Genomic DNA, 22,367 nt, shown 5'->3' with positions numbered 1-22,367 from the left:
GCGGCGGTGGCCGTGAGGCCGTCAGAGGAGCTCGCCGACCTGGAACGCCAGGTCCAGCGACTGGCTCCGGTTGAGCCTCGGGTCGCAGCCGGTCTCGTAGCGGCTGTGCAGGTCGTCGAGCAGGACGCTCGCGCCGCCGCCCACGCACTCGGTCACGTCCTCGCCGGTCAGCTCGACGTGGACGCCGCCGGGGTGCAGGCCCGTCGCCCGCAGGACCTGGAAGAAGCCCTTGACCTCGTCGAGGATGTCGGAGAACAGCCGCGTCTTGTGGCCGCTGGGGGCGACGAAGGTGTTGCCGTGCATGGGGTCGCAGATCCAGGCCGCCTTCGAGCCGACCGAGCGCGCGGCCTCGGCGAGGGCCGGCAGGCGGTCGCGGACCTGGCGAGCGCCCATCCGCGTGATGAACGTCAGCCTGCCGGGCCGCCGCTCGGGGTCGAGCACCTCGACGTACGCGCGCACCTCGTCCGGCGTGGCGGTGGGGCCGAGCTTGAGGCCGACGGGGTTCGCGATGGTGGAGAAGTACTCGATGTGCGCGCCGTCCAGGGCCCGGGTGCGCTCCCCGATCCACAGCAGGTGGCCGCTGGTGGCGTAGGTGCGGCCGGTGGCCGGGTCGAGCCGGGTCAGCGCGTCCTCGTAGTCCAGCAGCAGTCCCTCGTGGCCGGCGAACACCTCGGTCTCGCGCAGCTCCTCCGTCGAGACGCCGCAGGCGCGCATGAACGCGACCGCGTGGTCGATCCGGTGCGCCAGCTCCTCGTACTGCGCGCCGGCCGGCGAGTCGGCCACGAAGTCGCGGTTCCAGCGGTGCAGCTGGTCCAGTCCCGCGTAGCCGTTGTGGGCGTAGGTGCGCACCGCGTCCAGGGTGGCGCGCGACGCCTCGTACGCCCGCCACAGCCGCTCGGGGTCCGGTACCCGCACAGCGGCGTCGAAGGCCGCGCCGTTCACCGCGTCGCCCCGGTAGGCGGGCAGCGCGACGTCGCCGACGGTCTCGGTGGTGCTGGAGCGGGGCTTGGCGTACTGCCCGGCCCAGCGGCCGATCTTCACCACGGGCTTGGCGCTCGCGTAGGTGAAGACGACGGCCATCTGCAACAGGGTCTTGAGCTTGGCCCGGATCGACGCGTGGTCGCCCGCCGCGCCGAACATCTCCGCGCAGTCACCGCCCTGGAGCACGATCGCCCGGCCCTCGGCCGCCTCGGCGAGCCGGTGCCGCAGGTCGTCGCACTCGGCGGGTGACACCAGGCCCGGTGCGGTCGCCAACCGGGCGGTCACGTCCGCCAGGGCGGCCGGGTCCGGCCACTCGGGCTGTTGGGCGGCGGGGAGGTCCCGCCACGTGGCAACGGACTCGTCCAACACGTCGGAATTCATCGTCAGCCGTTCCCCAGTAGTGACAGCCAGCAATTGCGCGCCAATTCGTGTAACAGATCAGCACGAGTTCACGGAGACGTGCAACCAAAAAGCGCAGTGGTCTGCCGGTCCGCCGCCGGAGTGGTCTGGCCGCTCGACTTCGGCGACTGGTTCACTGCTCACCTGCCGCACGGGCGGCGATACCCGTTGGTCAATTCCCCGGAGGAGGGACATGCCCCGAACAGCGGTGGTGGAGGTCGTGGTCACGGCCGAGCCGGTCCGGCTGCGGACGTCGGCCGCGGTGCCGTTGCGCGCCGCCCTGTGCGCCCGGTACGGCGACGACGAGGTGTTCCTGCTGGAGGACCTCCACCCGGACGGGGTGGACCGGCGGGCGGGCACGGTGGTGGGCGTCGGCAAGCTCGCCGAGCTGAGCGTCACCGGCAGGCGGGTGCGGGTGCGCGGCGAGGGCCCGGTGGCCGACGCCCTGCGCGAGCACTGCGCCGGGGCGGCACCGGGCGGCGAGGTCGCGGAGCGGTCGGCGGTGTGGGAGCTGCTGCGCGGCGCCACGAACCTGTTCGACGTGCGCACCGACGTGCCCTGGCAGCGGTACGCGTTCGGCTTCCTGACCATGATCGGCTACGACGCGGTCGGCCTGGTCGAGGACCTGCCGCCGCGCGAGGCCGAGCCCTCGGTGCCGGACGTGACGATCGCGCTGTTCCAGCGCACCGTGTGGTTCGGCGACGGCACGGGCGACCCGGTGGTGGTGACCGCCTCGGGTCCGCTGCTGCCGGAGCCGCCCGACGTGGCGGGCGTGCCGCCCGAGGCGGAGCCGGGGGCCCTGCCGGAGGCGCCCGTGCCGCTGTCGGTGACCGACACGGTGGACCGGGAGACGTTCCTGGCCGGTGTGCGCCGCTGCCTGGACCACGTCCGCGTCGGCGATGTCTACCAGATCGTGGTCGGCCACCGGGTGGACGTGCGCACCGGGATGGCGCCGCAGGACGTGTACCGGCGGCTGCGCGACCGCAACCCCTCCCCCTACACCTACCTGGTCACGCTGGGCGGCGTGACGCTGGTGGGCGCGAGCCCCGAGCTGCTGTTCCGGCTCGTGGACGGCCGCCTGCTCATGCGCCCGATCGCGGGCACCGCGCGGCGCGACCCGACCGGGGTGGACGACGAGCGGCGGGTCAAGGAGCTGCTGGCGGACGTCAAGGAGCAGGCCGAGCACGTGATGCTGGTCGACCTGGGGCGCAACGACGTGGGCCGGGTGGTCGACCCCGGCACGCTGCGGGTGGACGAGATGATGGCCGTGGAGGCGTTCTCGCACGTCTTCCACCTGGTCTCGACCGTCTCCGGGCGGATGTCGGCGGGCCGGGACGTGTGGGACGCGGTGTGCGCGACCTTCCCCGCCGGGACCGTGACCGGCGCGCCGAAGGTGCGGGCCATGGAGATCATCGACGACGTCGAGCCGACCCGGCGCGGCGCCTACGCGGGCGCGCTCGGCCTGGTCGACGTGCGCGGCTGGGCGGAGCTGGCGCTGTGCATCCGCACGGTCGTGCACCACGGCGAGGACGGCGGCGCGCACCACTACTCGACGCAGGCCGGCGCGGGTGTGGTGGCGCTGTCGGAGCCGGAGCGCGAGTGGGACGAGACGCTGGCCAAGATGGGCGCCGCCTTCTGGGCGCTCACCGGGGAGGAGCCGCGATGACCGTGCTGGTGGTGGACGCCTACGACAGCTTCGTCCACATCATCGACCAGTACCTGCGCGAACTGGGCGCGGACACCCTCGTGGTCCGCTCCGGCACGCGCACGCCCGACGAGCTGCTGGCCCTGGCACCCGAGGCGGTCGTCCTCGGCCCGGGGCCGGGTCACCCGGCCGCCTCCGGGCACGTCGAGGTGGCGCGGGCCTTCGCCGGCCGGGTGCCGCTGCTGGGCGTGTGCCTGGGGCACCAGGCGCTGGCCCTGGCGTTCGGCGGCTCGGTGCGGCTGGCCGACAACCTCATGCACGGCCGGACCAGCCTCGTCGAGCACGACGGCCAGGGGCTGTTCGCGGGGCTGCCCGACCGGCAGGCGGTCACCCGCTACCACTCCATCGTGGTCGCGGAGCCCCTGCCGGACGACCTGGTCGCCACGGCCCGGTCGACCGACGACGGCTACCTGATGGGCCTGCGGCACCGGGAGCTGCCGGTCGAGGGCGTGCAGTTCCACCCGGAGAGCGTGACCACCGCCGAGGGGATCGCGATGGTGGCGAACTTCCTCCGCACCGCCGTCGAGCGGCCCGCCGCGGTCGGCTGACCCGGACCGTGCCGGGGTGGGCGGTCAGGCGGACGAGACCCGCAGGTCGGCGGACCGCTCGACCGCCCACCCCAGCACGGCGACGGCCGACGCCAGGCGGACCTGGTCCACCGCGCGGTAGCCGAGGACCAGGGCGGGTTCGACGGGCCGCCGGTCGAGCCGGTAGGAGCCGCCGGTGCGGACCACCACCGAGTGCCGGCCCGCGGTCTCGGCCACCCGGGCGTCGTCCACCTCCGGGGGCAGCGCGAGCCAGCTGTGCGACCCGGCGTCGCCGCCGCGCAGCACGGCGCCCGGCAGGTGCTCGCCGACCAGCTCCCGCAGGGCCGACCGGCGGGCGCGCAGGGTGGCCCGCACGTCGCGGACGTGCTGGTCGAGCAGGCCGCGGGAGAGGAAGTCGGCGAACGCGGCCTGGGTGAGCGCGTCCGGGCCGGCCAGCCGCCCGTCGAGGGCGCGGTGGAAGCGCGGGAACAGCGCGGGGGGCACCACCAGCCAACCCAGCCGCAGGCACGGCCCGAACAGGCCCATCGTCGCGCCCGTGTAGAGCACCCGGCCGGGCCGGTCGCGCTGCACGGCGAGCTGCGCCGCGCCGCGCCCCAGCCACAGGTGGCCGTCGGGGTCGTGCTCGATCACCCAGCCGTCCACCGCGTCGGACCACCGGGCCAGCGCGGCGCGGCGGGCCGGTGACAGCACCGAGCCGGTCGGCACCTGCCCGAGCGGCGTGACCAGCACGGCACGGGCGCCGCTGCGGGTCAGCGCGGCCACGTCGACGCCCTCGCGGTCCACCGGCACGGGCGTGACGCGCAGGCCCGCGCCGGCCAGGGTGCCGGCCAGCCGCTGGTCGCCGGGGGTCTCCACGGCGGCGTGCGCGACGCCCAGGTCGCGCAGGGCCGAGGCGGCGAGGGCGACCGCGTCGGTGAACCCGGCGGTGACGATCACCTCGCCGCCCACCACGCCCCGGGCGCGCCCGAGGTAGTCGGCCAGCTCGACCCGCAGCTCGGCCACCCCGGCGGGCGGCCTGCGCAGGTCGCGGCCGCGGGCGGCGGAGTGCACGGCGTTCTGGTACGACATGAGCCAGCGGCGGGCCGGGAACAGGTCCGTGCCGGTGGCGTCGGGCCGCAGGTCGAAGCGGGTGCGCGGGACCGCGACCGGCGCCTCGGCCGGTGCGGCGGGCACGGTCGGCACGTGCACGGCCACCCTGGTGCCCGAGCCCTGCTCGGCGGTGAGGTACCCCTCGGCGATCATCTGCTCGTACGCCTGGACGACCACGCTGCGGGACACCCCGAGGTCGTCCGCGAGGCGCCTGCTCGACGGTAGCCGGCTACCGGGGCGCAGCGTGCCGTCCCGGATGCGCCCGCGGATCGTGTCGCGGATCTGGTGGGTCATCGACTCGGGGGCGGAACGGTCCAGCGGAATCGACAACAATGCCGACATGACTGCTCCAGGTGGTCATCGGCGGGTGCCGTGTGGACTTTGCCGGAAATTCTCGGGAAATGGACTGGCGCCGCCCACCGGAATGGACTTGCCCACCCCGTCCGCGACTGCGAGCCTGCAACCCGTCCGACTGCTGGGGAACAGTTCGCCGATGGAGGCGGAAATGGTTGAGCGGGAAACCGACCGGGCGCGGTGGGCCGCGTTGCTGTCGACCGTGACGGAGGGGCGGGACCTGTCGGCGGACGACGCCGCGTGGGCCATGACCGAGGTGCTGCGCGGTGCGGCGGGCGACGCGCGGCTGGCCGGGTTGCTGGTGGGCCTGCGCGCCAAGGGCGAGACCGTGGTCGAGCTGGACGGCCTCATCACCGGCATGGTGGCCCGCTCGACGCGGGTCGACGTCGGGCGGGCGGTGCTGGACATCGTCGGCACGGGCGGCGACCAGGCGCACACCGTGAACATCTCCACCATGGGCGCGGTCGTCGCGGCGGCCTCCGGCGTGCCGGTGGTCAAGCACGGCAACCGGTCCGCCTCGTCGAAGTGCGGGTCGGCGGACGTGCTGGAGGCGCTCGGCATCGCCATCGGGCTGCCGGCCGCCACCGTGCGCGGCGTGCTGGACGAGGTCGGCATCGCGTTCTGCTTCGCGCCGGTGTTCCACCCGGCCATGCGGCACGCCGCGCCGGTGCGGCGCGAGCTGGGCGTGCCGACCGCGTTCAACCTGCTGGGTCCGCTGACCAACCCGGCCTCGCCCGCCGCGCTGGCCGTGGGCGTGGCGCACACCCGGACCGCGCCGCTGGTCGCGGGCGTGCTGGCGCGGCGCGGCGTGTCGGCGCTGGTGTTCCGGGGCGACGACGGGCTGGACGAGCTGAGCGTCGGCACCACCTCGCGGGTCTGGACCGTGCTCGGCGGCGAGGTGCGGGACGAGGTGTTCGACCCGCGCGACGTCGGTGTGCCGTTCGCCGGGGCGGACGCGCTGCGCGGCGGCGACCCGGCGCACAACGCCGACGTCGCGCGGCGGGTGTTCGCCGGCGAGCGCGGCCCGGTCCGCGACGCGGTGCTGCTGTCGGCCGCCGCCGGCCTGGCCGCCGCCGAGGCGGTGGACGCGCCCCTGGTGGAGCGCATCGCCTCGGGCGTGCGGCGGGCGGCGGTCGCGATCGACGAGGGGCACGCCGCCGCGCTGGCGGAGCGGTGGTCGGCGGTCACCGCCAAGCTGCGCGCCGAACTGCGCTGACGCGGTGCCGCGCCGGGTCCGGTCCGCACGACGCGGACCGGACCCACCGAACCCGGCGGACCCGCGAGCCGGTCCACGAAGGACAGACCCGCGCGGCCCCGGGTCGGGCGGGTCTGCCGCGCGACCCGGGCCGGGCTGGCCGGACTGGCCGGACACCGGGACACGGCTAGCCGTCCCCCCGCACGCCGCGGGCCAGTTCGGCGGCGAAGCGGGCCACCGCCGCCACGCCCTCGGCCGCGTTGCGGGCCTCCGCCAGGCGCCGCACGAAGGCCGCGCCCACGATCACCCCGTCCGCCGCCTGGCCGATGGCCGCCGCCTGCTCTGCGGTCGACACCCCGAGGCCCACGCAGACCGGCAGGTCGGCGCGCACCTCGCGGACCCGCGAGACCAGGCCGTGCGCCACGTCCGTCAGCGCGCCGCCGGTACCGGTCACGCCCATCAGCGCCGCCGCGTAGACGAAACCGGTGGACGCCCGCGCGGTCAGCGCCAGGCGCTCCGGCGACGACGACGGCGCCACCAGGTGCACGCGGCGCAGGCCGCGGCGGTCCGACTCGGCGGTCCAGCCGGTGTCGTCGGCCTCCTCGGGGATGAGGTCGGGCGTGATCAGGCCGCTGCCGCCGACCTCCGCCAGCCGCCGGGCGAAGCGCTCGACGCCGTACCGCTCCACCGGGTTCCAGTACGTCATCACGAGCACGGGCACCCCGGCGGCGGCGATCTCGGCCACCGACTCCAGCACGGTCTCCGTGGTCGCACCGCCGGCCAGCGCGGCCGTGGCGGCTCGCTGGATCACCGGGCCGTCCATCACCGGGTCGCTGTACGGCAGCCCCAGCTCGACCACGTCCACACCGGACCCGGCCATCGCCAGCGCGGCGTCCACGGCGGCGCGGGCCGTCGGGAACCCGGCGGGCAGGTAGCCGATCAGGGCCGCCCTCCCCTCCTCGCGGGCGGTGCGCAGCGCGCCGTCGAGCCTGTCGCCGGCGCTCACCTGTGCGGTCGTCACGAGCCGTCGCCCCCCAGTCCGAAGTACTCCGCGGCCGTGGCCATGTCCTTGTCGCCCCGGCCGGACAGGCACACCAGCACCACCGGCGGCCGGCCCAGGCGGGCGGTCAGCTCGTCCACGAGGGCGAGCGCGCCCGCCACCGCGTGCGCCGACTCGATCGCCGGGATGATCCCCTCGGTCCGGCTGAGCCGGCGCATGGCGTCCATCGCCGCGTCGTCGGTCACCGGCCGGTAGGTCACCCGGCCCTGGTCGTGCAGCAGCGCGTGCTCGGGCCCGACGCCCGGGTAGTCCAGGCCGGCGGAGATCGAGTGGCTCTCCTCGGTCTGCCCGAACTCGTCCTGGAGCAGGTAGGTCCGCGCGCCGTGCAGCACGCCGACCGCGCCGCCGGTGATCGAGGCGGCGTGCGCGCCGGGGCCCGTGCCGCCCGCCTCCATGCCCCAGAGGGTCACCTCCGGGTCGTCCAGGAACGGGTGGAACACGCCGATGGCGTTGGACCCGCCGCCGACGCACGCCACGACCGCGTCCGGCAGCGCGCCGAGCTGGGCGAGCACCTGGCGGCGGGCCTCCACACCGATGACGCGGTGGAAGTCGCGCACCATGGCGGGGAACGGGTGCGGCCCGGCTGCCGTGCCCAGCAGGTAGTGCGTGTCGTGGGCGTTGGTCACCCAGTCGCGCAGGGCCTCGTTGATGGCGTCCTTGAGGGTGCGGCTGCCCGCCTCCACCGGCACGACGGTCGCGCCGAGCATGGTCATCCGGGCCACGTTGAGCGCCTGCCGACGGGTGTCCTCGGCGCCCATGTAGACGACGCACTCCAGGTCGAGCAGCGCCGCGGCGGTGGCCGTGGCCACGCCGTGCTGGCCCGCACCGGTCTCCGCGATGACCCGCGCCTTGCCCATCCGCCGGGCCAGCAGCGCCTGCCCCAGCACGTTGTTGATCTTGTGCGAGCCGGTGTGGTTGAGGTCCTCCCGCTTGAGCAGCAGCCGCGCGCCGACCTCGGCCGACAGCCGCCCGGCCTCGGTGAGCAGGCTCGGCCGCCCCGCGTAGCGCACCAGCAGCGCGCCGTACTCCGCCAGGAACGACGGGTCGGTGCGCGCCTCGTCGTAGGCCGCGGTCAGCTCGGCCAGCGACGCCATCAGCGCCTCCGGCATGAACCGCCCGCCGAAGCGGCCGAACCGCCCCTGCTCGTCGGGGGTCCGCGACGCGGGCACGGCGAACGCCGCCGCCACCACGTCCCGGTAACCCCGCTCGACCGCCCCGACGTCCAGCACGTCGTCCACCCGCCCGTCGATCCGCCCGTCGATCCGCTCGCCGATCACGCCGGTTCCCCTTCCCCGGTCCGGAGCCCGGCCGCCGACAGTTCGGCCACCGCCGCCGCGGGTCGGCCGCCGACCACCAGCGCCGACCCCACCAGCACCGCGTCGGCGCCCGCCGCCGCGTACGCGCGCACGTCCTCGGGACCGCGCACACCGGACTCCGCCACCGCCACCACGCCCGGCGGGATGCCGGGGCCAGGCGGGCGAACGTGCCCCGGTCGACCTCCAGCGTGGTCAGGTCGCGGGAGTTGACCCCGATGACCCGCGCGCCCGCGTCGACCGCGCGCCGCAGCTCCGCTTCCGCGTGCACCTCGACCAGCGCGGCCAGCCCGTGCCGCTCGGCCTCGCCCAGCAGGAACTCCAGTTCCGGCTGCGCCAGCGCGGCCACGATCAGCAGCACCAGGTCCGCGCCGTGCGCCGCGGACTCCACGACCTGGTAGGCGTCGACCACGAAGTCCTTGCGCAGCACCGGCACGTCCACCCGGGCGCGCACCGCGTCGAGGTCGGCCAGGCTGCCCCGGAAGTGGTCGGGCTCGGTGAGCACGCTCACCGCCGCCGCCCCGCCCCCGGCGTAGGCCGCGGCCAGCGCGGCGGGGTCGCCGATGTCCGAGAGCACGCCGACGGCGGGGCTGCGCCGCTTGACCTCCGCGATGACCCGCACGCCGCCGCGACCGCGCAGCGCGTCCTCCACCCGCCGGGGGTCGCGCGCGGCACGGCCCTCGGCGACCGCGCGCAGCCGCGCCTCGGGCACCTCCTCGCGCCGCTCCCGCAGCCGGACCCGGACGTCGGCCAGGATGCCGTCGAGCACGCTCACCGGCCACCCGCCGGTTCCACCGACATGCGGTGGCGGAACACGTCGCCGCCGTCCCACTCGGCCTTGACCCGCCGGAGCTTCGCGTAGCCCTCGCGGTAGTACAGCCACTGCCACGGCACGCCGCTGGTGTTCCACGCGGGGTCGAGCAGGTCCGCGTCCGGGTAGTTCACGTACGCGCCCCCCGTGTCCCCGCGCACCGCGGGAACGCCCCCGGTCTCGGCGTAGACGTCCCGGTAGAGCCGCCGCTGGAAGTCCACGTGCAGGTCGTCCTGCGCCGGGTCCACCCACTCGCTGACGTAGAGCAGCGTGAGCGAGCAGTCGCGGTGCGGTGACGCCGTCTCGTTCGCGGCGACCGCGTTCACCTGGCCGCCGTAGGGCGCGATCAGCACGCCGCTGCCGGGGTGGGCGTAGTCCTCGCGGGTGAGGTTGCGGAAGAGCGCCGCCGCCGCGCGCTCGCTCAGCGCGCCGCGGTGCATGGCCGACTTGCCCTTGATGCGCTTGCCGGTGGGCCGGTCCGCGAAGCCCGCCCACTGGGTGCTCATCAGCCACGGCAGCCGACGGCGCTCGGTGGTCTGCCCCGGCACGCCCACGCCGTCGTCCACCGCCGCCAGGAACCGGTCCAGCAGCGCGTCCGCGTTGCCGGTGCCCGCGTCGACCTGCACGTTGAGCGCGACCGCGCCGCCGGAGGCGTGGAACGCCGCCAGGTGGGCGTACAGGCCGGCCTCGGGGGCGCCCGGCGCGTTGGTGGCGGCGAACCAGGCGCTGTAGTTGCGCACCAGTCGCACGAACGCGCGCTCGTCGAGCCGCGCCCACGGCCAGACGACGGTCGCCACCAGCACCTCCGCGGGCGGGCTGGGCAGCAGCCGGGACGGCTCCCAGCCGCGCGGGCGGGGGCTGCGGAACCAGTACTTGGTGACGACGCCGAAGTTGCCGCCGCCACCGCCGGTGTGCGCCCACCACAGGTCGCGGTGGGGGTCGCCCGGGTCGCGGGTCGCCACCACGCGCCGCGCGCCGCCGCGGGTCGCCACGACCACCTCCACCGCGTGCAGGTGGTCGACGACGAGCCCGAACCTGCGGTTGAGCGGGCCGTAGCCGCCGCCGGCGACGTGCCCGCCCAGGCCGACCGTCGGGCACGAGCCGCCGGGCACGGTCACGCCCCAGCCCTTGAACAGCTCCGCGTAGACGTCGCCGAGCCGGGCGCCCGCGCCGACCGCGAAGGCGCGCGCGGCGGGGTCGTGCTCGACGGTGTCCAGCGCGGACAGGTCGACCAGGGTGCCGATCTCGCCGTTGGCGGAGAAGTCCTCGAAGCAGTGCCCGCCGCTGCGGACCGCGATCCGGGTCCTGCCGCGCACCGCGGCGGCGACCGCGTCGACCACGTCGTCGGTGGAGCGGGCCACCCACACCTCGGCGGGGTTGCCGACCCACCGCTGGTTGACCCCGCGCACCAGGTCGGCGTACTGCGGCGCGTCCCGGCCGACCCGCGGCCCCGAGGGGGTGCGGGCGGCGGCGGTGCCGGGGAGGGCGATCCCGCCGGCGGCCAGGGCGGCGCCGGTCGCGGCACCGCCCAGCAGCAGGCGGCGGCGTGTCGTCGTCATCGTGCCTCCGTGGTGGGGCTCGGGTGTTCGGGGGTGGTGGCGGAGCGCAGCGCGGCGAGGTAGTCGCCGGCGGTGCGGTAGTCCTCCAGCCGCACGCGGCCGTCGACGACGACCGTGGGCACGACGGGGACCTCGGCGCGGGTGGCCGCGATCCGGGCCCGCACGGCGGCGGTGTCCCGGTCGTCGGCGACCAGCTCGGCGGCCCGGCCGGCGGGCACGCCCGCGCCGGTCGCCGCCGCGGTGAGCACGGCGGGGTCGGTGATCACGCCGCCGTGGACGAACCACTGGGCGTAGAGGGCCTCCTCCACGTCCGCGCGCACGCGGCCGCCGAACTCGCGGTCCACCTGCCGCAGCAGCCGGTGCCCGGCCAGGGTGTTCACCGCGAGGGCGCGGTCGTTGCGGAACTCCACGCCGAGCGCCGCGCCGGCCCTCGTGACGTGGTCGCTCATCCGGCGCGCCTTCTCGACGCCGTACTTGCGGCCCAGGAACTCCAGCACCGGCACCGGTTCGGCCGGTTCCTCGCCGTCGATCTGGTAGGGGTGCGAGACGACCTCGACCCCGGCGTCGCCGTGCTCGGCGAGCGCGGCGCGCAGGTTGCGGTTGCCCAGGTAGCACCAGGGGCAGGACAGGTCCGAGTAGACGTCGACGCGCACGCTCACAGCCCTCCCCCGGCCGCCGCGACCGGCGCGCGCCCGCTGTTGACGGTCTCGGTGTCGAACGCGCCCAGCGCCGCGTAGGAGGCGGAGATCCGGGCCAGCTCGTCCGCCGGGATGACGTCCTCGACGCGCTCGAAGCCGTCCGGGGCCCGCTCGTCCGCGAGGTCGATGACGACCTCCGGGCCCCGCTCGCGGTTGGCCTCCTGGAGCCGGGTGGTCAGCGGCCGGCGCGCCTGCTCGTAGGCGACCAGCCCCTCGGCCGGGTCGTCGTGCCCCGCCAGGTGGTCCGCGAGCACCCGTCCGTCCACGATGGACTGGGTGGCGCCGTTGGACCCCATCGGGTTCATCGCGTGCGCCGCGTCGCCGAGCAGGGTGACCCGGCCCGAGGTCCACCGCGGCAGCGGGTCCCGGTCGACCATCGGGTACTCCAGCGCCTGCTCCGCCGAGCGGACCAGGGCCGGCACGTCGAGCCAGTCGAAGACCAGGTCCTCGAAGTGGCCGAGGAACCGGTCGGGCTCGACCGGCCGGTTCCAGTCGGCCCGGTCGGGCGCCGCGCCCCCGCCCACGTGCCGCGCCACGGCCCAGTTCATCAGCACCGGCTCGTCGCGCCCGGTGGGCGTGGACATCGGGTACACCACGACGCGCCGGGCGCGGTCGCCCGCGATGACCATCGTGTTGCCGTCGAGGAACGGGCGGGCCCACGCGCTGCCGCGCCAGACCAGCAGGCCGTTCCAGCGCGGCCCCGTGCCGCCGGGGTGCAGCGCCTCGCGCACGGCGGACTGGATGCCGTCCGCGCCCACCAGCACGTCCGCGACCTCGTGCGTGGTCGTGCCGTCGGCGTGCCGGACCTCCGCGGAGACCCGGCCGTCGGGCAGGTGCGCGAACCCGGCGACCCGCGCGTCGGGCACGACCGCGCCCGCGCCGAGCCGCTCGCGCACCGCGGCCAGCAGCACGCCCTGGAGCCGGCCGCGGTGGACGGACAGCTGCGGCCACCGGTACCCGGCGGCCCGGCCGCGCGGCTCGCGGAAGATCAGGCTGCCGAAGCGGTTGTGGTACGACAGGGTGCCGGTGGCGACGGAGACCTCGGCCAGCCTGTCCAGGACGCCCAGCCCGTCCAGCTCGCGCACGGCGTTGGGCAGGATGTTGAGCCCGACGCCGATGGGCCTGATCTCCGGCACGGCCTCCAGCAGGAGCACGTCGGTGATCCCGGCGGCGTGCAGGGAGAGGGCGGCGGTCAGGCCGCCGATGCCCGCGCCCGCGATGACGACCTTCACGCCTTGGCCACCACCCGCGCGGCGCCCGACGACGCGAGGGTCTTCGTCATCTGCGCGTTCTGCCGGGTCAGGTCGACGATCTCGCGCAGCAGCTCGACGCTCGCGCCGCCGCTGCCCAGCGGGTACAGCCGCAGGTCCTCCTGGTACGCCTGGCGCGCGATGCCCAGGTGGCGGCCCCGGAACACGATGATCGTGCGCAGCACCCCGGCCATCGCCGACGCCGCGGCGCGCAGCGTCGGCATGGCGCGGTCGGCGGCCTCCAGGTCGTCGCCGTAGGCGTCGAGCAGCCTGGTCACCAGGGAGGTCGAGCCCACCCAGTCGTCGTGCAGCCCGCGCCAGCGCGGCAGGCTGTAGGGCACCGAGTGGTGCAGGAAGTCCAGGTAGTCCCGGTCACCGCGGTCGGAGGCCCACACCGCCTCGTCCACCAGCCACAGCGGCACCTGCGCCGCGGCCGGGCCCAGGTAGACCCGCCCCGCCACGGTGATCTCCTCGAAGTACGGCCGCAGCACCCGCGCGAAGAAGCGGGGGCCGACGTCGCGCACCACCAGGTCGATGGAGTCGACCATCGGCAGCATCTCGCGGTTGAGCGCGTCCGCCAGCACGGCGAACTTCGGGTCCGCCGGCTCCACGTCGCGCAGCAGGTGGCACAGCTCCAGGCCGGCGCGCAGGTGCGGGAACACCATGCGCACCGAGTTCTGGAGCTGGTGCTCCTGCTCGTCGGGGGTGTACCGGCGGCGGCGGTGGTCCGTCGGGTTCCACGTGCAGTAGTGGTGCACGACGTCGCGCGGGATCATGCCGGTGCGCTCGCCCAGCTCCAGCAGGACCGGGGTGGCCTCGGGCACGTGGTCGAGCGGCTCCTGGCCGTGCCGCTTGATCGAGCCGAGGAGCATGCCGATGTCGCGCACGGCCGCCAGGCAGTCCTCCATGTCGAAGGCGGCCGTCGTGGCGGCGTCGGGCACCAGGTCGCGGAGCGCGCCGACCAGGGCGCCGAGGTCGGCGGCGTCGTTCATCTCGGGCAGGCGCGCCAGCACGGCGTCGGCGCCCAGGGGGTCGATCTCGCGGACCCGTTCGATCTGGACGTCGTTGCCGTGCAGCATCACGGGGTTGTCGAACACGCGTCAGCTCCAGTTGTCTTCGGCTTCGGACACCGCGCGGCGATGTCGTGGGAGTGCTCGGGGAGCGGGGACGTGCGGCGCCGGCTAGCGGCGCGCGGGAGCCCCGGTGAGGACCACGTGGACGTTGGTGGACGACGCGCTCTGCCCGTTGACGGCCACCGTCGCCCGACCGCCCACCTCGGGCAGTTCGACCGTTCGCGTCGGCACCACCAGCGGGACCAGGTCCCAGTCGACGTCCGGGTGACGTCGCCGGTGGTGCAGGCTGGCGGGCACCGCGCCGTGCTCCAGGCACAGCACGGCCTTGACCAGCCCCGCGAGGCCGGCCGCGGCCTCGGCGTGGCCGATGTTGGACTTCAGGGAGCCGACCAGGCACGGCCTCCCCGCCCGACGCGCGGTCCCCAGCACCGCGGTGAGGGCGGAGAGCTCCGCGCGGTCGATCCTCGTGCCCGTGCCGTGGGCCTCCACGTAGGTGACCACGGCCGGGTCGACGCCCGCGTCGGCGTAGGCCCAGCGCATCGCCTGGGCCTGTCCTTCGGCGGACGGGTGCAGCAGTGACGGTTTGGCCCGGCCGTCGTTGCCCACGGCGCTGCCCTTGACGACGGCGCGGACCCGGTCGCCGTCGGCCAGGGCCGCCGCCAGTGGCTTGAGCACGACCGCCGCGGCGCCGTCCGCCCGGACGAAGCCGTCGGCGTCCGCGTCGCCGAACCGGCAGCGGCCACCGGGTGACAGCGCCCCCGCGCGGTCCAGCAGCGCCCCGGGTTGCGGGCCGAGCAGCAGGTTGACCCCCGCGGCGATGGCGAGGTCGGCCTCGCCGTGGCGCAGGGCGCGCACGGCGAGGTGGAGCGCGACGAGCGAGGACGCCTGCGCGGCGTCCACGGTGACGCTCGGACCGCGCAGGTCGAACACGTGGCTGAGCCGGCCCGCGGTGAGGCCGCGGTGGTAGGCGCCGGCGAAGTCGCGGAGGTCGAGGTCGTCGCGCCCGCGCAGCCCGTCCCAGTGGTCCGCGCCGGACTGCCCGGCGTAGACCGCGGTGCGCGAACCCGCCACCCCGGCCGGGTCGGGTACCGCGTCGGCGAGGGCGGCGCGGACCGCGGTCAGCAGCAGGCGCTGCTGCGGGTCCATCCGCTCGGCCTCACCGGCGTCCAGGTCGAACGCGCGCGGGTCGAAGTCGGTGGTCCAGCGCGCGGGGTCGACGTGCCCCGCGCTGTGCATGGCGGTGCCGGGCCGCGCGGGCCCGACGGTGTCCCTCGCGTCGAGCAGGAGTCGCCACAGCTCCTCCGGGCCCGACGCGCCGGGTAACTCACAACTCATGCCGATCACGGCGACGTCGTCGCCGGTGTCCCCCGTCACGGCAATCCCCCAGTGGATGTGCGGTTTCCCCGGACGCACCGGCCCACGGCGCTGTGGGCCGGTGCGATCTCGCTGTCGTCAGGAGCGGACGCCGGCCCAGACGTCCCACGGCTGTGCGGCGGCCCACGCGGTGATGCCGGGGAAGCTCACGCCCAGCACGCGCTCCACCTCCGCGTGGTCCGGCGCGAACAGCTCCGGCTCGTGGCCGAGCGCGGCCCAGTGGTAGATGCCGGCGACACCGGCCGCCGCGTCCGGGCCGATGACCTGCGCCAGGCCGGTCTCGAACTGCGGGACCTCCAGCGGCAGGTAGGTGACCTCGCGCTCCAGCGCCGTGCCGAACGCCCGCGCGAGCTCGGGGCCGGTGACCGCGGCGGGACCGCCGAGCGGGACCACCGCGCCCTCGATGTCCGGCACCCGCAGCGCGGCGCCGGTGGCGACCGCCAGGTCGGCGTGCGAGACCCAGGCGACCTTGCGGTCGACGGCCAGCGGGTAGGCCAGCACGCCGTCGTTCACCAGGGCCGGGCCGTTCCACGGGCTGAACAGGTTGTCGAGGTACACCGGCGGGCGCACCACCACCAGCGGCAGCCCGCTGCCGTTCAGCACCTCCTCGGCGGCCCGGCGGGTCTCGTAGGACGCGTACCCGGTCTTCTCCGCGGGCAGCGGCGTGTTGGTGTTGAACACGAGCCGCCGCACGCCGGCCGCGCGGGCGGCGTCCACCACGTTGGTCGCGTAGGTGACGACCAGCTCGGTGTCGTACACCAGCGGCAGCACGACCGAGGCGTGCGTGACGCCCTCGAACGCGGCCCTCACCGCCGCGGCGTCCGCCAGGTCGCCGAACGCGGTGGGCAGCTCGGGCGCGCCGGGGGCGGGGGTGCCGCCCTCCTTGGCGAAGCCGCGCACGTCGAGGCCCTCGGACAGCAGGTGACGAGCCACCGCGCCACCCTGGAAGCCCTGCGAACCGATCACCAGGTACCGGTGTTCGTCTGACATCAGTGGTCCTTCCTCATCGTCGCGCCCCCGGTGGGGGCGTGATGTCCCGGGCTGTCGCCCGGAGGTCAACCGGCCTGGTTCGACGCCGTGCGCGGCGGTGCGGGCGCCCCGGCGGGTTCCGCGCGGCCGGGCCGCACGGTGAGCGCGTAGAGCGCGGACAGCGCGGCCACGCCGGCGGAGATCAGGAAGGCCGTGCCGAACCCGTCGGTCAGGGAGACGGGGTCGGACAGGTCGCCGCCCTCGCCCGTGTGGGCCGCGGCGACGCCCGCGAGCACCGCGAGGCCGATCACCGAGCCGAACTGCTGGCTGGTGTTGATCAGGCCGGACGCGAGCCCCAGCTCGTCCGGTCCGGCGTCGCTGGTGGCCGCGACGTTGGTGGTGATCGCCACCAGGGGCAGGCCCACGCCGAGGACCAGGCTCGGGAACAGCACGTCGCCGACGAAGGAGCCGTCGGGGGTCAGCCGCGACAGCCACGCCATGCCCACGGCCACCAGCACGAACCCGGTGACCATCACCACGCGCAGCCCGAACCGGCCGATCACCCGCGACGCGTTGCCCGCCACCGCGATCACCACCAGCGACAGCGGCAGCAGGCCGAGCCCGCCCAGCACCGGCGTGTAGTGCAGCACCGCCTGGAGGTACATGCTGACCAGGAAGAACATCGGGAACAGCACGAACTGGCCGAGGCCGGAGAGCAGGTTGGCCGCGCGCAGCGTGCGCCGGCGCACCACGGCCGGCGGCACCAGCGGCACCCGGACCTTGGTCTGGAGCACGGCGAACACCGCGAGCAGCACCAGGCCGACCGCGCCGGTCACCAGCGTGGACGGCGCCGTCCAGCCCGCGACACCGGTGTTCACCAGCGCGTAGGCGAGCAGGGCCAGTCCCACGGTGACGGTCAGCGCGCCGGCGACGTCGAAGCCGCCGCGGTCCTCGCGCCGCGGCCGGTTCGCGGACAGCACGCGCAGCGCCAGCGCCGCCAGCGCCAGGCCCGCGACCACGTTGAGCGCGAAGGTGGACCGCCAGCCCAGCCAGCTCGTCAGCACGCCGCCGAGCACCGTGCCCGCCGCGCCGCCGGCGCCCGCCATGGCGGCGAACACCCCCAGCGCGCGGTGGCGCGGAGCGCCCTCCGGGAACAGCGACAGCAGCAGCGCGAACGCCGCCGCCGCCGCGATCGCCGCGCCGACGCCCTGCGCCGCGCGGGCGGCGATGAGCAGCCCCGCCGAGCCGGCCAGCGCACCCGCGACCGAGCCCGCCACCAGCACGCCGAGGCCGATGACGAACAGCCCGCGCCGCTCCAGCAGGTCGGCGGCGCGCCCGCTGAGCATCAGCAGCCCGCCGAAGGCCACCAGGTACGCGTTGGCGACCCAGGACAGCGTGGCCGCGGACAGGCCCAGTTCGACGCCGATGGAGGGCACGGCGACGTTGATGATCGCCGTGTCGAGGATGAGCAGGAACTGCGTGCCGGCCAGGAGGGCCAGGGCACGGTTCGAGGCTGCCTGCACCGTACTTCCTTTCCTGCTGCTGCTACCGCGTCACCCGGACTGCCGGGCGGCGGGGACGTCGTCGAGCGAGTAGCCCCGGAGGCAGGTCTCGACCAGCTGCTCCATCAGCTCCGGCTTGCTGTCGCGCACGATCATCGGGAAGTAGACGTGCGGCGCGCCGTGGTAGAAGCGCTCGTACTGCTCGTGCCTGCTGGCGAACTCCGAGCCCAGGGCGTCCCAGGCGAGCTTCAACAGCTTCACCCGCTGCTCGGCCGGGTGCCCCGGGGAGCGGACGTACTTGCTGACCAGGCCGCCCAGCTCGGGGTGGCGCAGGTCGTAGCCGGACGCCGGGAGCTGGATGAGGCCGCCGCCCGCGAGCAGCTTCAGCTCCTGGATCATCTTCGGGTAGAGGTCGCCCGCCATGGCGCGGTGCGCGGAGGCGATCTCGCCGTTGATCCGCACGCCCTCGCCGTTCGGCACCGGCTCGTACGCCGCCTCCGCCGCCAGCACCATCGACTTGGCGACGGTCACCCAGCTGAGGATCTTGCCGATCTGGTTGCGCACCGGCGGCAGGTCGTAGGTGTTGTTCGCCTTGGCGATCAGCACCGCGAGGCCGCCGTAGAACTCCATCTTGGTCCAGAACCGGGTGGCCGCCTGGTGCACGAAGTTGGTGAACGCCGCCGTGCCCCACCACTGCATGAGCGACGCCTGCACGTCGCGGTACACGAGCACCCGCTCCCAGGGCACGAACACGTCGTCGCACACCAGCAGGGCGTCGTTCTCGTCGAACCGGGAGGACAGCGGGTTGTCGAACACGCTGCGCGCCGCGCCCTCGTAGGAGGTGCGGGAGATGAACTTGAGGCCGGGGGTGTCGATCGGGACGGAGAACGACAGGGCGTAGTCGGCGTCGCCCGGCGCCAGCGGTTCGATGGTGCCGACGATGATCTCGTCGCCGAACACGGCACCGGTGCCGATCATCTTGGCGCCGCGCACCACGATGCCGCCGTCGAGCTCCTTGACGACCCGGACGAAGAGGTCGTCCTCCTCCTGCTCCGAGGCCGGCTTGGTGCGGTCGATCTGCGGGTTGGTGATGGTGAACGCCTGGTACAGGTTGCCCGAGGACATCCGCTGGTAGTACGCGGCCAGGTTCTCGGTGCCGTCGAACGCCTCGGTGGCGAACACGCCCGGCACGGCCTGGAAGCCCGCGATGCCCGCCGCCATGTAGTCGGGCGAGCGGCCCAGGAAGCCGAAGCTGGCCTCCGACCAGGTCTTGAACGCCTTGCGGCGGGCGACCAGGTCCTCGTAGGTCTCCGGGATCTTGTAGGCGCGGTGCACGCGGTGGTCGCCCTCGCCGACGGTCAGCACGTCCCGCGTCCCCGGCTCGTCGGTCAGGTCGTACAGGTGCGCGATCGAGTGCGCGGTGTTCCGGAACGCCACGTGGGTGGTGACGTCCGTGACCAGCTCACCGTCGAGCCAGACCTGCCTGCCGTCGCGCAGGGATTCCAGGTACTGCTTACCGGTACGGGTCATGAGTTCCTACTTCCGGGCAGGTCGATGTGGTCGGGGCGCGGGTCGGGGCGCGGACCGGCGGCGTTCGGGGGACGCGCCGGGCCGCGCGGGAGCACCCGGGCCGGACCCGGGCGGCGGAGCGGGCGTTCGGTCAGGTGGCGAGCAGGGCGGGTTCCCGCTCGCCCAGCAGGCGGGCCCGCCGGATGTCGTACGGGGAGCGCGTGTTGACGCTGCGGCGGTCGAACGCGGCCAGTTCCGCGTAGTCGTCGCAGACCTCGCGCAGTCCCCCCGGCGGGACCAGGGGGTCCGCCGCGAGGTCGAGCACGGCTTCGGGGCCGAGGTTGCGGTTGGCGAGCTGGATGCGGGCCGTCACCGGCCTGCGGTGCCGTTCGTAGGCCGCGAGGGCGGTCCCCGCGTCGGGCTCGGTGGCCAGGCAGTAGGCCAGCGCCCGCGCGTCGACCACGGCCTGGGTGGTCGCGTTGGACCCCATCGGGCGCATGGCGTGCGCGGCGTCGCCGAGCAGCGTGACCCGGCCGGTGGTCCAGCGCGGCAGGGGGTCGCGGTCGAGCATCGGGTACTCGAAGCAGTGCTCGGTGGCCTCGAACAGCTCGACCAGGTCGGTGCCGGCGACGTGCCAGCGGGTGAACAGGTGGGCGAACTTGGCCGCGGTCACGGGCCGGTTCCAGTCGGTGCGGTCCACCGCGTCGGTGTCCTCGAACCGCCGCGAGGCGACCCAGTTGAGCAGCACGTGGCCGTCCTCGCGCGGCGGCGTCACCGCGTACAGGACCACCTTGCGGGCGCCGTCGCCGGCGATGACCATGCTGCCCGCCGGCTTCGGCGGTGGCGCCCACACCATGCCGCGCCAGACCACCACGCCGTTCCACACCGGTTCGGCGTCGTGCCCGGTCACCGCGCGGCGCACCGCGGAGTGCAGCCCGTCCGCGCCGACCAGCACGTCGGCGTCGAGGTGCTCCTCGCGGTCGCCGACCGCGGTGTGCACGCGCACGCCGCCCGGCTCCTGCCGGAGGCCGGTGACCCTGGTCCCGACGCGCAGGGCGTCCTCGCCCAGGCGGGTCCGCACCGCGTCGACCAGGGCGGTCTGGAGGTCGCCGCGGCGCAGGGAGAGCTGCGGCCACCGGCAGCCGGCGGTCCGGCCGCGGGGTTCGCGGAGGACCACCTCACCGCGCGAGTCGTGGTAGCGCACCTCCGTGGTGTGGGCGGCGCGCTCCGCCAGTTCGTGGTAAAGACCCAGCGCGGCGAGTTCGCGCACGGCGTTCGGCAGGAGGTTCACGCCCGCCCCCACCGGCCGCAGGACCGGTGTCACCTCCAGTGCCTCGACCCGGTCGAAGCCGCCGTCGTGCAGGCTGAGCGCCGCGGTCAGTCCCCCGACACCGGCGCCCGCGATCACAACGTGCATGGTCCGAGGTCGGTCCCCCACTGGAACACCGACCGCCCCCTTCCGCGCAGCACAGGACAACTGCGACAAGCATGCGGTGAGGGCCCGAAACAGGCAATTAACAATCAGCTCGGGTGGCTTAACGATCGTCCGGGGATTCGCCCGTCTGGCGGCTGTAGCGCTGTCGATATTCACCGGGAGTGACGCCGTGGTGCTTCCGGAAAGCCAGGTGGAAGCCGACGGTACTCTGGTAACCCACCTTTTCGGGTACTCCGTTCAAGGAGGTGTTCGTCTCCCTGAGGAGGCGCGCGGCTTCGGCCATTCGGCAGGTGGTGAGGTACATCGCCGGGCTCTCCCCCGCCAGCTCGCGGAAACAGGACGTGAACGCGGAGCGTGACATCCCGACCTCGCGGGCGAGCGAATCGACCTTCCACGCCTCGGCGAACCGGGTGTGCATGATCAGCAGGGCCTTGCTGATCTCCGGGTGGCGGTAGGCGGACAGCAGCTTGGGGCGGTTGAGCACCTCGTGCAGCAGCGGCCGGAGCATCAGCACGAACGCCATCTCGAACGTGCGCAGGGTGATCAGCTGCGAACCGGGTCCCTCGCCCTCGCGGTAGCCCAGCAGCAGGTCGATGACCTCGCGCAGCATCGGCTCGCGCTCGATCGTGGCCGCGTCCAGCACCAGCATCCAGGGCAGCGTCTCGTAGAGCGCGGAGGCCGCGCTCGGGTCGTAGTGCAGCCCGGCGCACAGGATGCGGCTCACGTCACCGCCGCCGCCGATGCTCAGGTCGTCCGACGTGCCCGGCCGGCGCGAGGCCAGCAGGGTGCGCAGCGGGACGCCGGGGCGGCCCGGTCGGTCCGACAGCCGGTGCGCCACCCCGGTGGGGAAGATCGCGAGGTCGCCCTGGAGCAGGTGGGCGGGCGGGCCAGCGGGGCCCTCGATCCAGCAGTCGCCCTCGGCCACGTAGTGCAGGACCGCGCACTTGCTCTCCGTGTCGCCCTCGATCGACCACGGGGAGCCCAACCGCCACCAGCTGTGGAACACCCCGGTGAGCCTGATCGGCCGCAGCAGCTCGCTCAGCAGGTCGTCGCCCGTCTCCACCTGTTCCGACAATTCGCACTTCCTCGTGTCCACACCCACACGCAATCATACCGACCGGGTGGGGTGCGGGCATTTGACCGGACCGCGCTTCGGTGCGGAGGAATTCGTGAACGATGAACATCGTACGCGGTTCCCGGATGGTGTAACGTAATAAGTTTTAGCCTTCGTCGGCGGGTTCCGCGTGCCGGACGAGGGTGTTCACCCGGCGGTCGCCGCTCGTTCACCCCCTGGACCGGCGGTGGTGGCGCGCGGCACCCCCTGCTGAACCGGTCGGCGGCGGCGCGCGACCGGCGGGCCGGCGGGGTCCCCGGTGCGGCCGCGCGAATGAGCGGCGGTCGATTTTCCCGGTGGGTGGATATCACCCCGGCCGCGCCGTTCCCTTTCCGGGGAAACGCCGCGCGCCACCTCCCCGGCCGCACACGCACGGTTACCGGGAACCCGCTCCGGGGTCCGCGAACGCGCGGAGGGCCGCCGGGAACG

General features: G+C 74.9%; 17 protein-coding genes and 1 pseudogene. 3 read left to right on the top strand and 15 right to left on the bottom strand.

Going from position 1 to position 22,367, the window contains the following annotated elements; translation table 11 throughout:
• Nucleotides 1–21: 21 nt before the first annotated feature.
• Nucleotides 22–1,362: a class II 3-deoxy-7-phosphoheptulonate synthase gene (locus ACR807_RS32395; protein ID WP_438925271.1), complete on the bottom strand. Its 1,341-nt coding sequence runs from the start codon at nucleotides 1,360–1,362 to the stop codon at nucleotides 22–24.
• Nucleotides 1,363–1,573: 211 nt separating this feature from the next.
• On the opposite strand from ACR807_RS32395, the gene ACR807_RS32390 reads away from it, so the two are divergent.
• Complete coding sequence (locus tag ACR807_RS32390; protein WP_438925270.1) at nucleotides 1,574–3,046, top strand: anthranilate synthase component I family protein; 1,473 nt, start codon at nucleotides 1,574–1,576, stop codon at nucleotides 3,044–3,046.
• A complete protein-coding gene (locus ACR807_RS32385; RefSeq protein ID WP_438925269.1) occupies nucleotides 3,043–3,633 on the top strand; it encodes an anthranilate synthase component II in 591 nt (196 codons plus the stop codon). Before ACR807_RS32390 ends, ACR807_RS32385 begins: the two co-directional genes overlap by 4 nt.
• 24 nt (nucleotides 3,634–3,657) lie before the next feature.
• On the opposite strand, the gene ACR807_RS32380 is transcribed toward ACR807_RS32385, so the two are convergent.
• On the bottom strand, nucleotides 3,658–5,064 hold the full coding sequence (locus ACR807_RS32380) for an aminotransferase-like domain-containing protein (protein WP_438925268.1): 1,407 nt from the start codon (nucleotides 5,062–5,064) through the stop codon (nucleotides 3,658–3,660).
• Between the two features lie 163 nt (nucleotides 5,065–5,227).
• Here ACR807_RS32380 and trpD point away from each other — a divergent pair, with 163 nt between their 5' ends.
• A complete protein-coding gene (gene trpD / locus ACR807_RS32375) occupies nucleotides 5,228–6,292 on the top strand; it encodes an anthranilate phosphoribosyltransferase (protein ID WP_438925267.1) in 1,065 nt (354 codons plus the stop codon).
• Between the two features lie 166 nt (nucleotides 6,293–6,458).
• Here the strand turns inward: trpD and trpA are convergent, their stop codons facing one another.
• The 13 genes and pseudogenes from trpA to ACR807_RS32310 form a co-directional block, all read right to left on the bottom strand.
• Nucleotides 6,459–7,277: a tryptophan synthase subunit alpha gene (trpA, locus tag ACR807_RS32370; protein ID WP_438925266.1), complete on the bottom strand. Its 819-nt coding sequence runs from the start codon at nucleotides 7,275–7,277 to the stop codon at nucleotides 6,459–6,461.
• An 11-nt stretch (nucleotides 7,278–7,288) separates the two neighbouring features.
• A complete protein-coding gene (gene trpB / locus ACR807_RS32365) occupies nucleotides 7,289–8,521 on the bottom strand; it encodes a tryptophan synthase subunit beta (RefSeq protein WP_438925272.1) in 1,233 nt (410 codons plus the stop codon).
• An 83-nt stretch (nucleotides 8,522–8,604) separates the two neighbouring features.
• Nucleotides 8,605–9,419 (bottom strand): annotated as a pseudogene (gene trpC / locus ACR807_RS32360) (indole-3-glycerol phosphate synthase TrpC).
• Nucleotides 9,416–11,014 carry an FAD-binding oxidoreductase gene (locus ACR807_RS32355; RefSeq protein ID WP_438925265.1) on the bottom strand — a complete coding sequence of 533 codons (1,599 nt, stop codon included), beginning with the start codon at nucleotides 11,012–11,014 and terminating at the stop codon, nucleotides 9,416–9,418. The pseudogene trpC and the gene ACR807_RS32355 overlap by 4 nt, the downstream one beginning before the upstream one ends.
• Nucleotides 11,011–11,673: a DsbA family oxidoreductase gene (locus ACR807_RS32350; RefSeq protein WP_438925264.1), complete on the bottom strand. Its 663-nt coding sequence runs from the start codon at nucleotides 11,671–11,673 to the stop codon at nucleotides 11,011–11,013. The genes ACR807_RS32355 and ACR807_RS32350 overlap by 4 nt, the downstream gene beginning before the upstream one ends.
• Complete coding sequence (locus ACR807_RS32345) at nucleotides 11,670–12,944, bottom strand: flavin-dependent oxidoreductase (protein ID WP_438925263.1); 1,275 nt, start codon at nucleotides 12,942–12,944, stop codon at nucleotides 11,670–11,672. The genes ACR807_RS32350 and ACR807_RS32345 overlap by 4 nt, the downstream gene beginning before the upstream one ends.
• Entirely contained in the window at nucleotides 12,941–14,059 is a 1,119-nt protein-coding gene (locus ACR807_RS32340; RefSeq protein WP_438925262.1) for a monodechloroaminopyrrolnitrin synthase PrnB family protein, read from the bottom strand. The genes ACR807_RS32345 and ACR807_RS32340 overlap by 4 nt, the downstream gene beginning before the upstream one ends.
• Nucleotides 14,060–14,143: 84 nt before the next feature.
• On the bottom strand, nucleotides 14,144–15,409 hold the full coding sequence (locus ACR807_RS32335) for a beta-ketoacyl [acyl carrier protein] synthase domain-containing protein (RefSeq protein ID WP_438925261.1): 1,266 nt from the start codon (nucleotides 15,407–15,409) through the stop codon (nucleotides 14,144–14,146).
• 78 nt (nucleotides 15,410–15,487) lie between these two features.
• Nucleotides 15,488–16,399 (bottom strand): SDR family oxidoreductase, encoded by a 912-nt coding sequence (locus ACR807_RS32330; RefSeq protein ID WP_438925260.1) that lies wholly within the window; start codon nucleotides 16,397–16,399, stop codon nucleotides 15,488–15,490.
• A 65-nt stretch (nucleotides 16,400–16,464) separates the two neighbouring features.
• Nucleotides 16,465–17,901 (bottom strand): MFS transporter, encoded by a 1,437-nt coding sequence (locus tag ACR807_RS32325; RefSeq protein ID WP_438925259.1) that lies wholly within the window; start codon nucleotides 17,899–17,901, stop codon nucleotides 16,465–16,467.
• Nucleotides 17,902–17,931: 30 nt separating this feature from the next.
• Nucleotides 17,932–19,410 (bottom strand): 4-hydroxyphenylacetate 3-hydroxylase family protein, encoded by a 1,479-nt coding sequence (locus ACR807_RS32320; protein ID WP_438925258.1) that lies wholly within the window; start codon nucleotides 19,408–19,410, stop codon nucleotides 17,932–17,934.
• 130 nt (nucleotides 19,411–19,540) lie between these two features.
• Entirely contained in the window at nucleotides 19,541–20,806 is a 1,266-nt protein-coding gene (locus ACR807_RS32315) for an FAD-dependent monooxygenase (protein WP_438925257.1), read from the bottom strand.
• Nucleotides 20,807–20,924: 118 nt separating this feature from the next.
• Nucleotides 20,925–21,899, bottom strand: a complete 975-nt coding sequence (locus ACR807_RS32310) for an AraC family transcriptional regulator (protein ID WP_438925256.1) — start codon at nucleotides 21,897–21,899, stop codon at nucleotides 20,925–20,927.
• Nucleotides 21,900–22,367: the final 468 nt, after the last annotated feature.

It is taken from the genome of Saccharothrix sabaoui (genome assembly GCF_051756985.1).
In the GTDB taxonomy this organism is placed as follows: Bacteria; Actinomycetota; Actinomycetes; order Mycobacteriales; family Pseudonocardiaceae; genus Actinosynnema.
Note: the sequence above shows the minus strand (reverse complement) of the source record. Positions and strands in the feature narration are given on the sequence as shown.

Bases quoted from the DNA above. Each gene is read 5' to 3' on its own strand.
- ACR807_RS32385 (WP_438925269.1), top strand. From the start codon at position 3,043: ATGACCGTGCTGGTGGTGGACGCCTACGACAGCTTCGTCCACATCATC.
- ACR807_RS32395 (WP_438925271.1), bottom strand. From the start codon at position 1,362: ATGAATTCCGACGTGTTGGACGAGTCCGTTGCCACGTGGCGGGACCTC.
- ACR807_RS32355 (WP_438925265.1), bottom strand. From the start codon at position 11,014: ATGACGACGACACGCCGCCGCCTGCTGCTGGGCGGTGCCGCGACCGGC.
- ACR807_RS32390 (WP_438925270.1), top strand. From the start codon at position 1,574: ATGCCCCGAACAGCGGTGGTGGAGGTCGTGGTCACGGCCGAGCCGGTC.
- ACR807_RS32380 (WP_438925268.1), bottom strand. From the start codon at position 5,064: ATGTCGGCATTGTTGTCGATTCCGCTGGACCGTTCCGCCCCCGAGTCG.
- ACR807_RS32330 (WP_438925260.1), bottom strand. From the start codon at position 16,399: ATGTCAGACGAACACCGGTACCTGGTGATCGGTTCGCAGGGCTTCCAG.
- ACR807_RS32320 (WP_438925258.1), bottom strand. From the start codon at position 19,410: ATGACCCGTACCGGTAAGCAGTACCTGGAATCCCTGCGCGACGGCAGG.
- ACR807_RS32315 (WP_438925257.1), bottom strand. From the start codon at position 20,806: ATGCACGTTGTGATCGCGGGCGCCGGTGTCGGGGGACTGACCGCGGCG.
- trpD (WP_438925267.1), top strand. From the start codon at position 5,228: ATGGTTGAGCGGGAAACCGACCGGGCGCGGTGGGCCGCGTTGCTGTCG.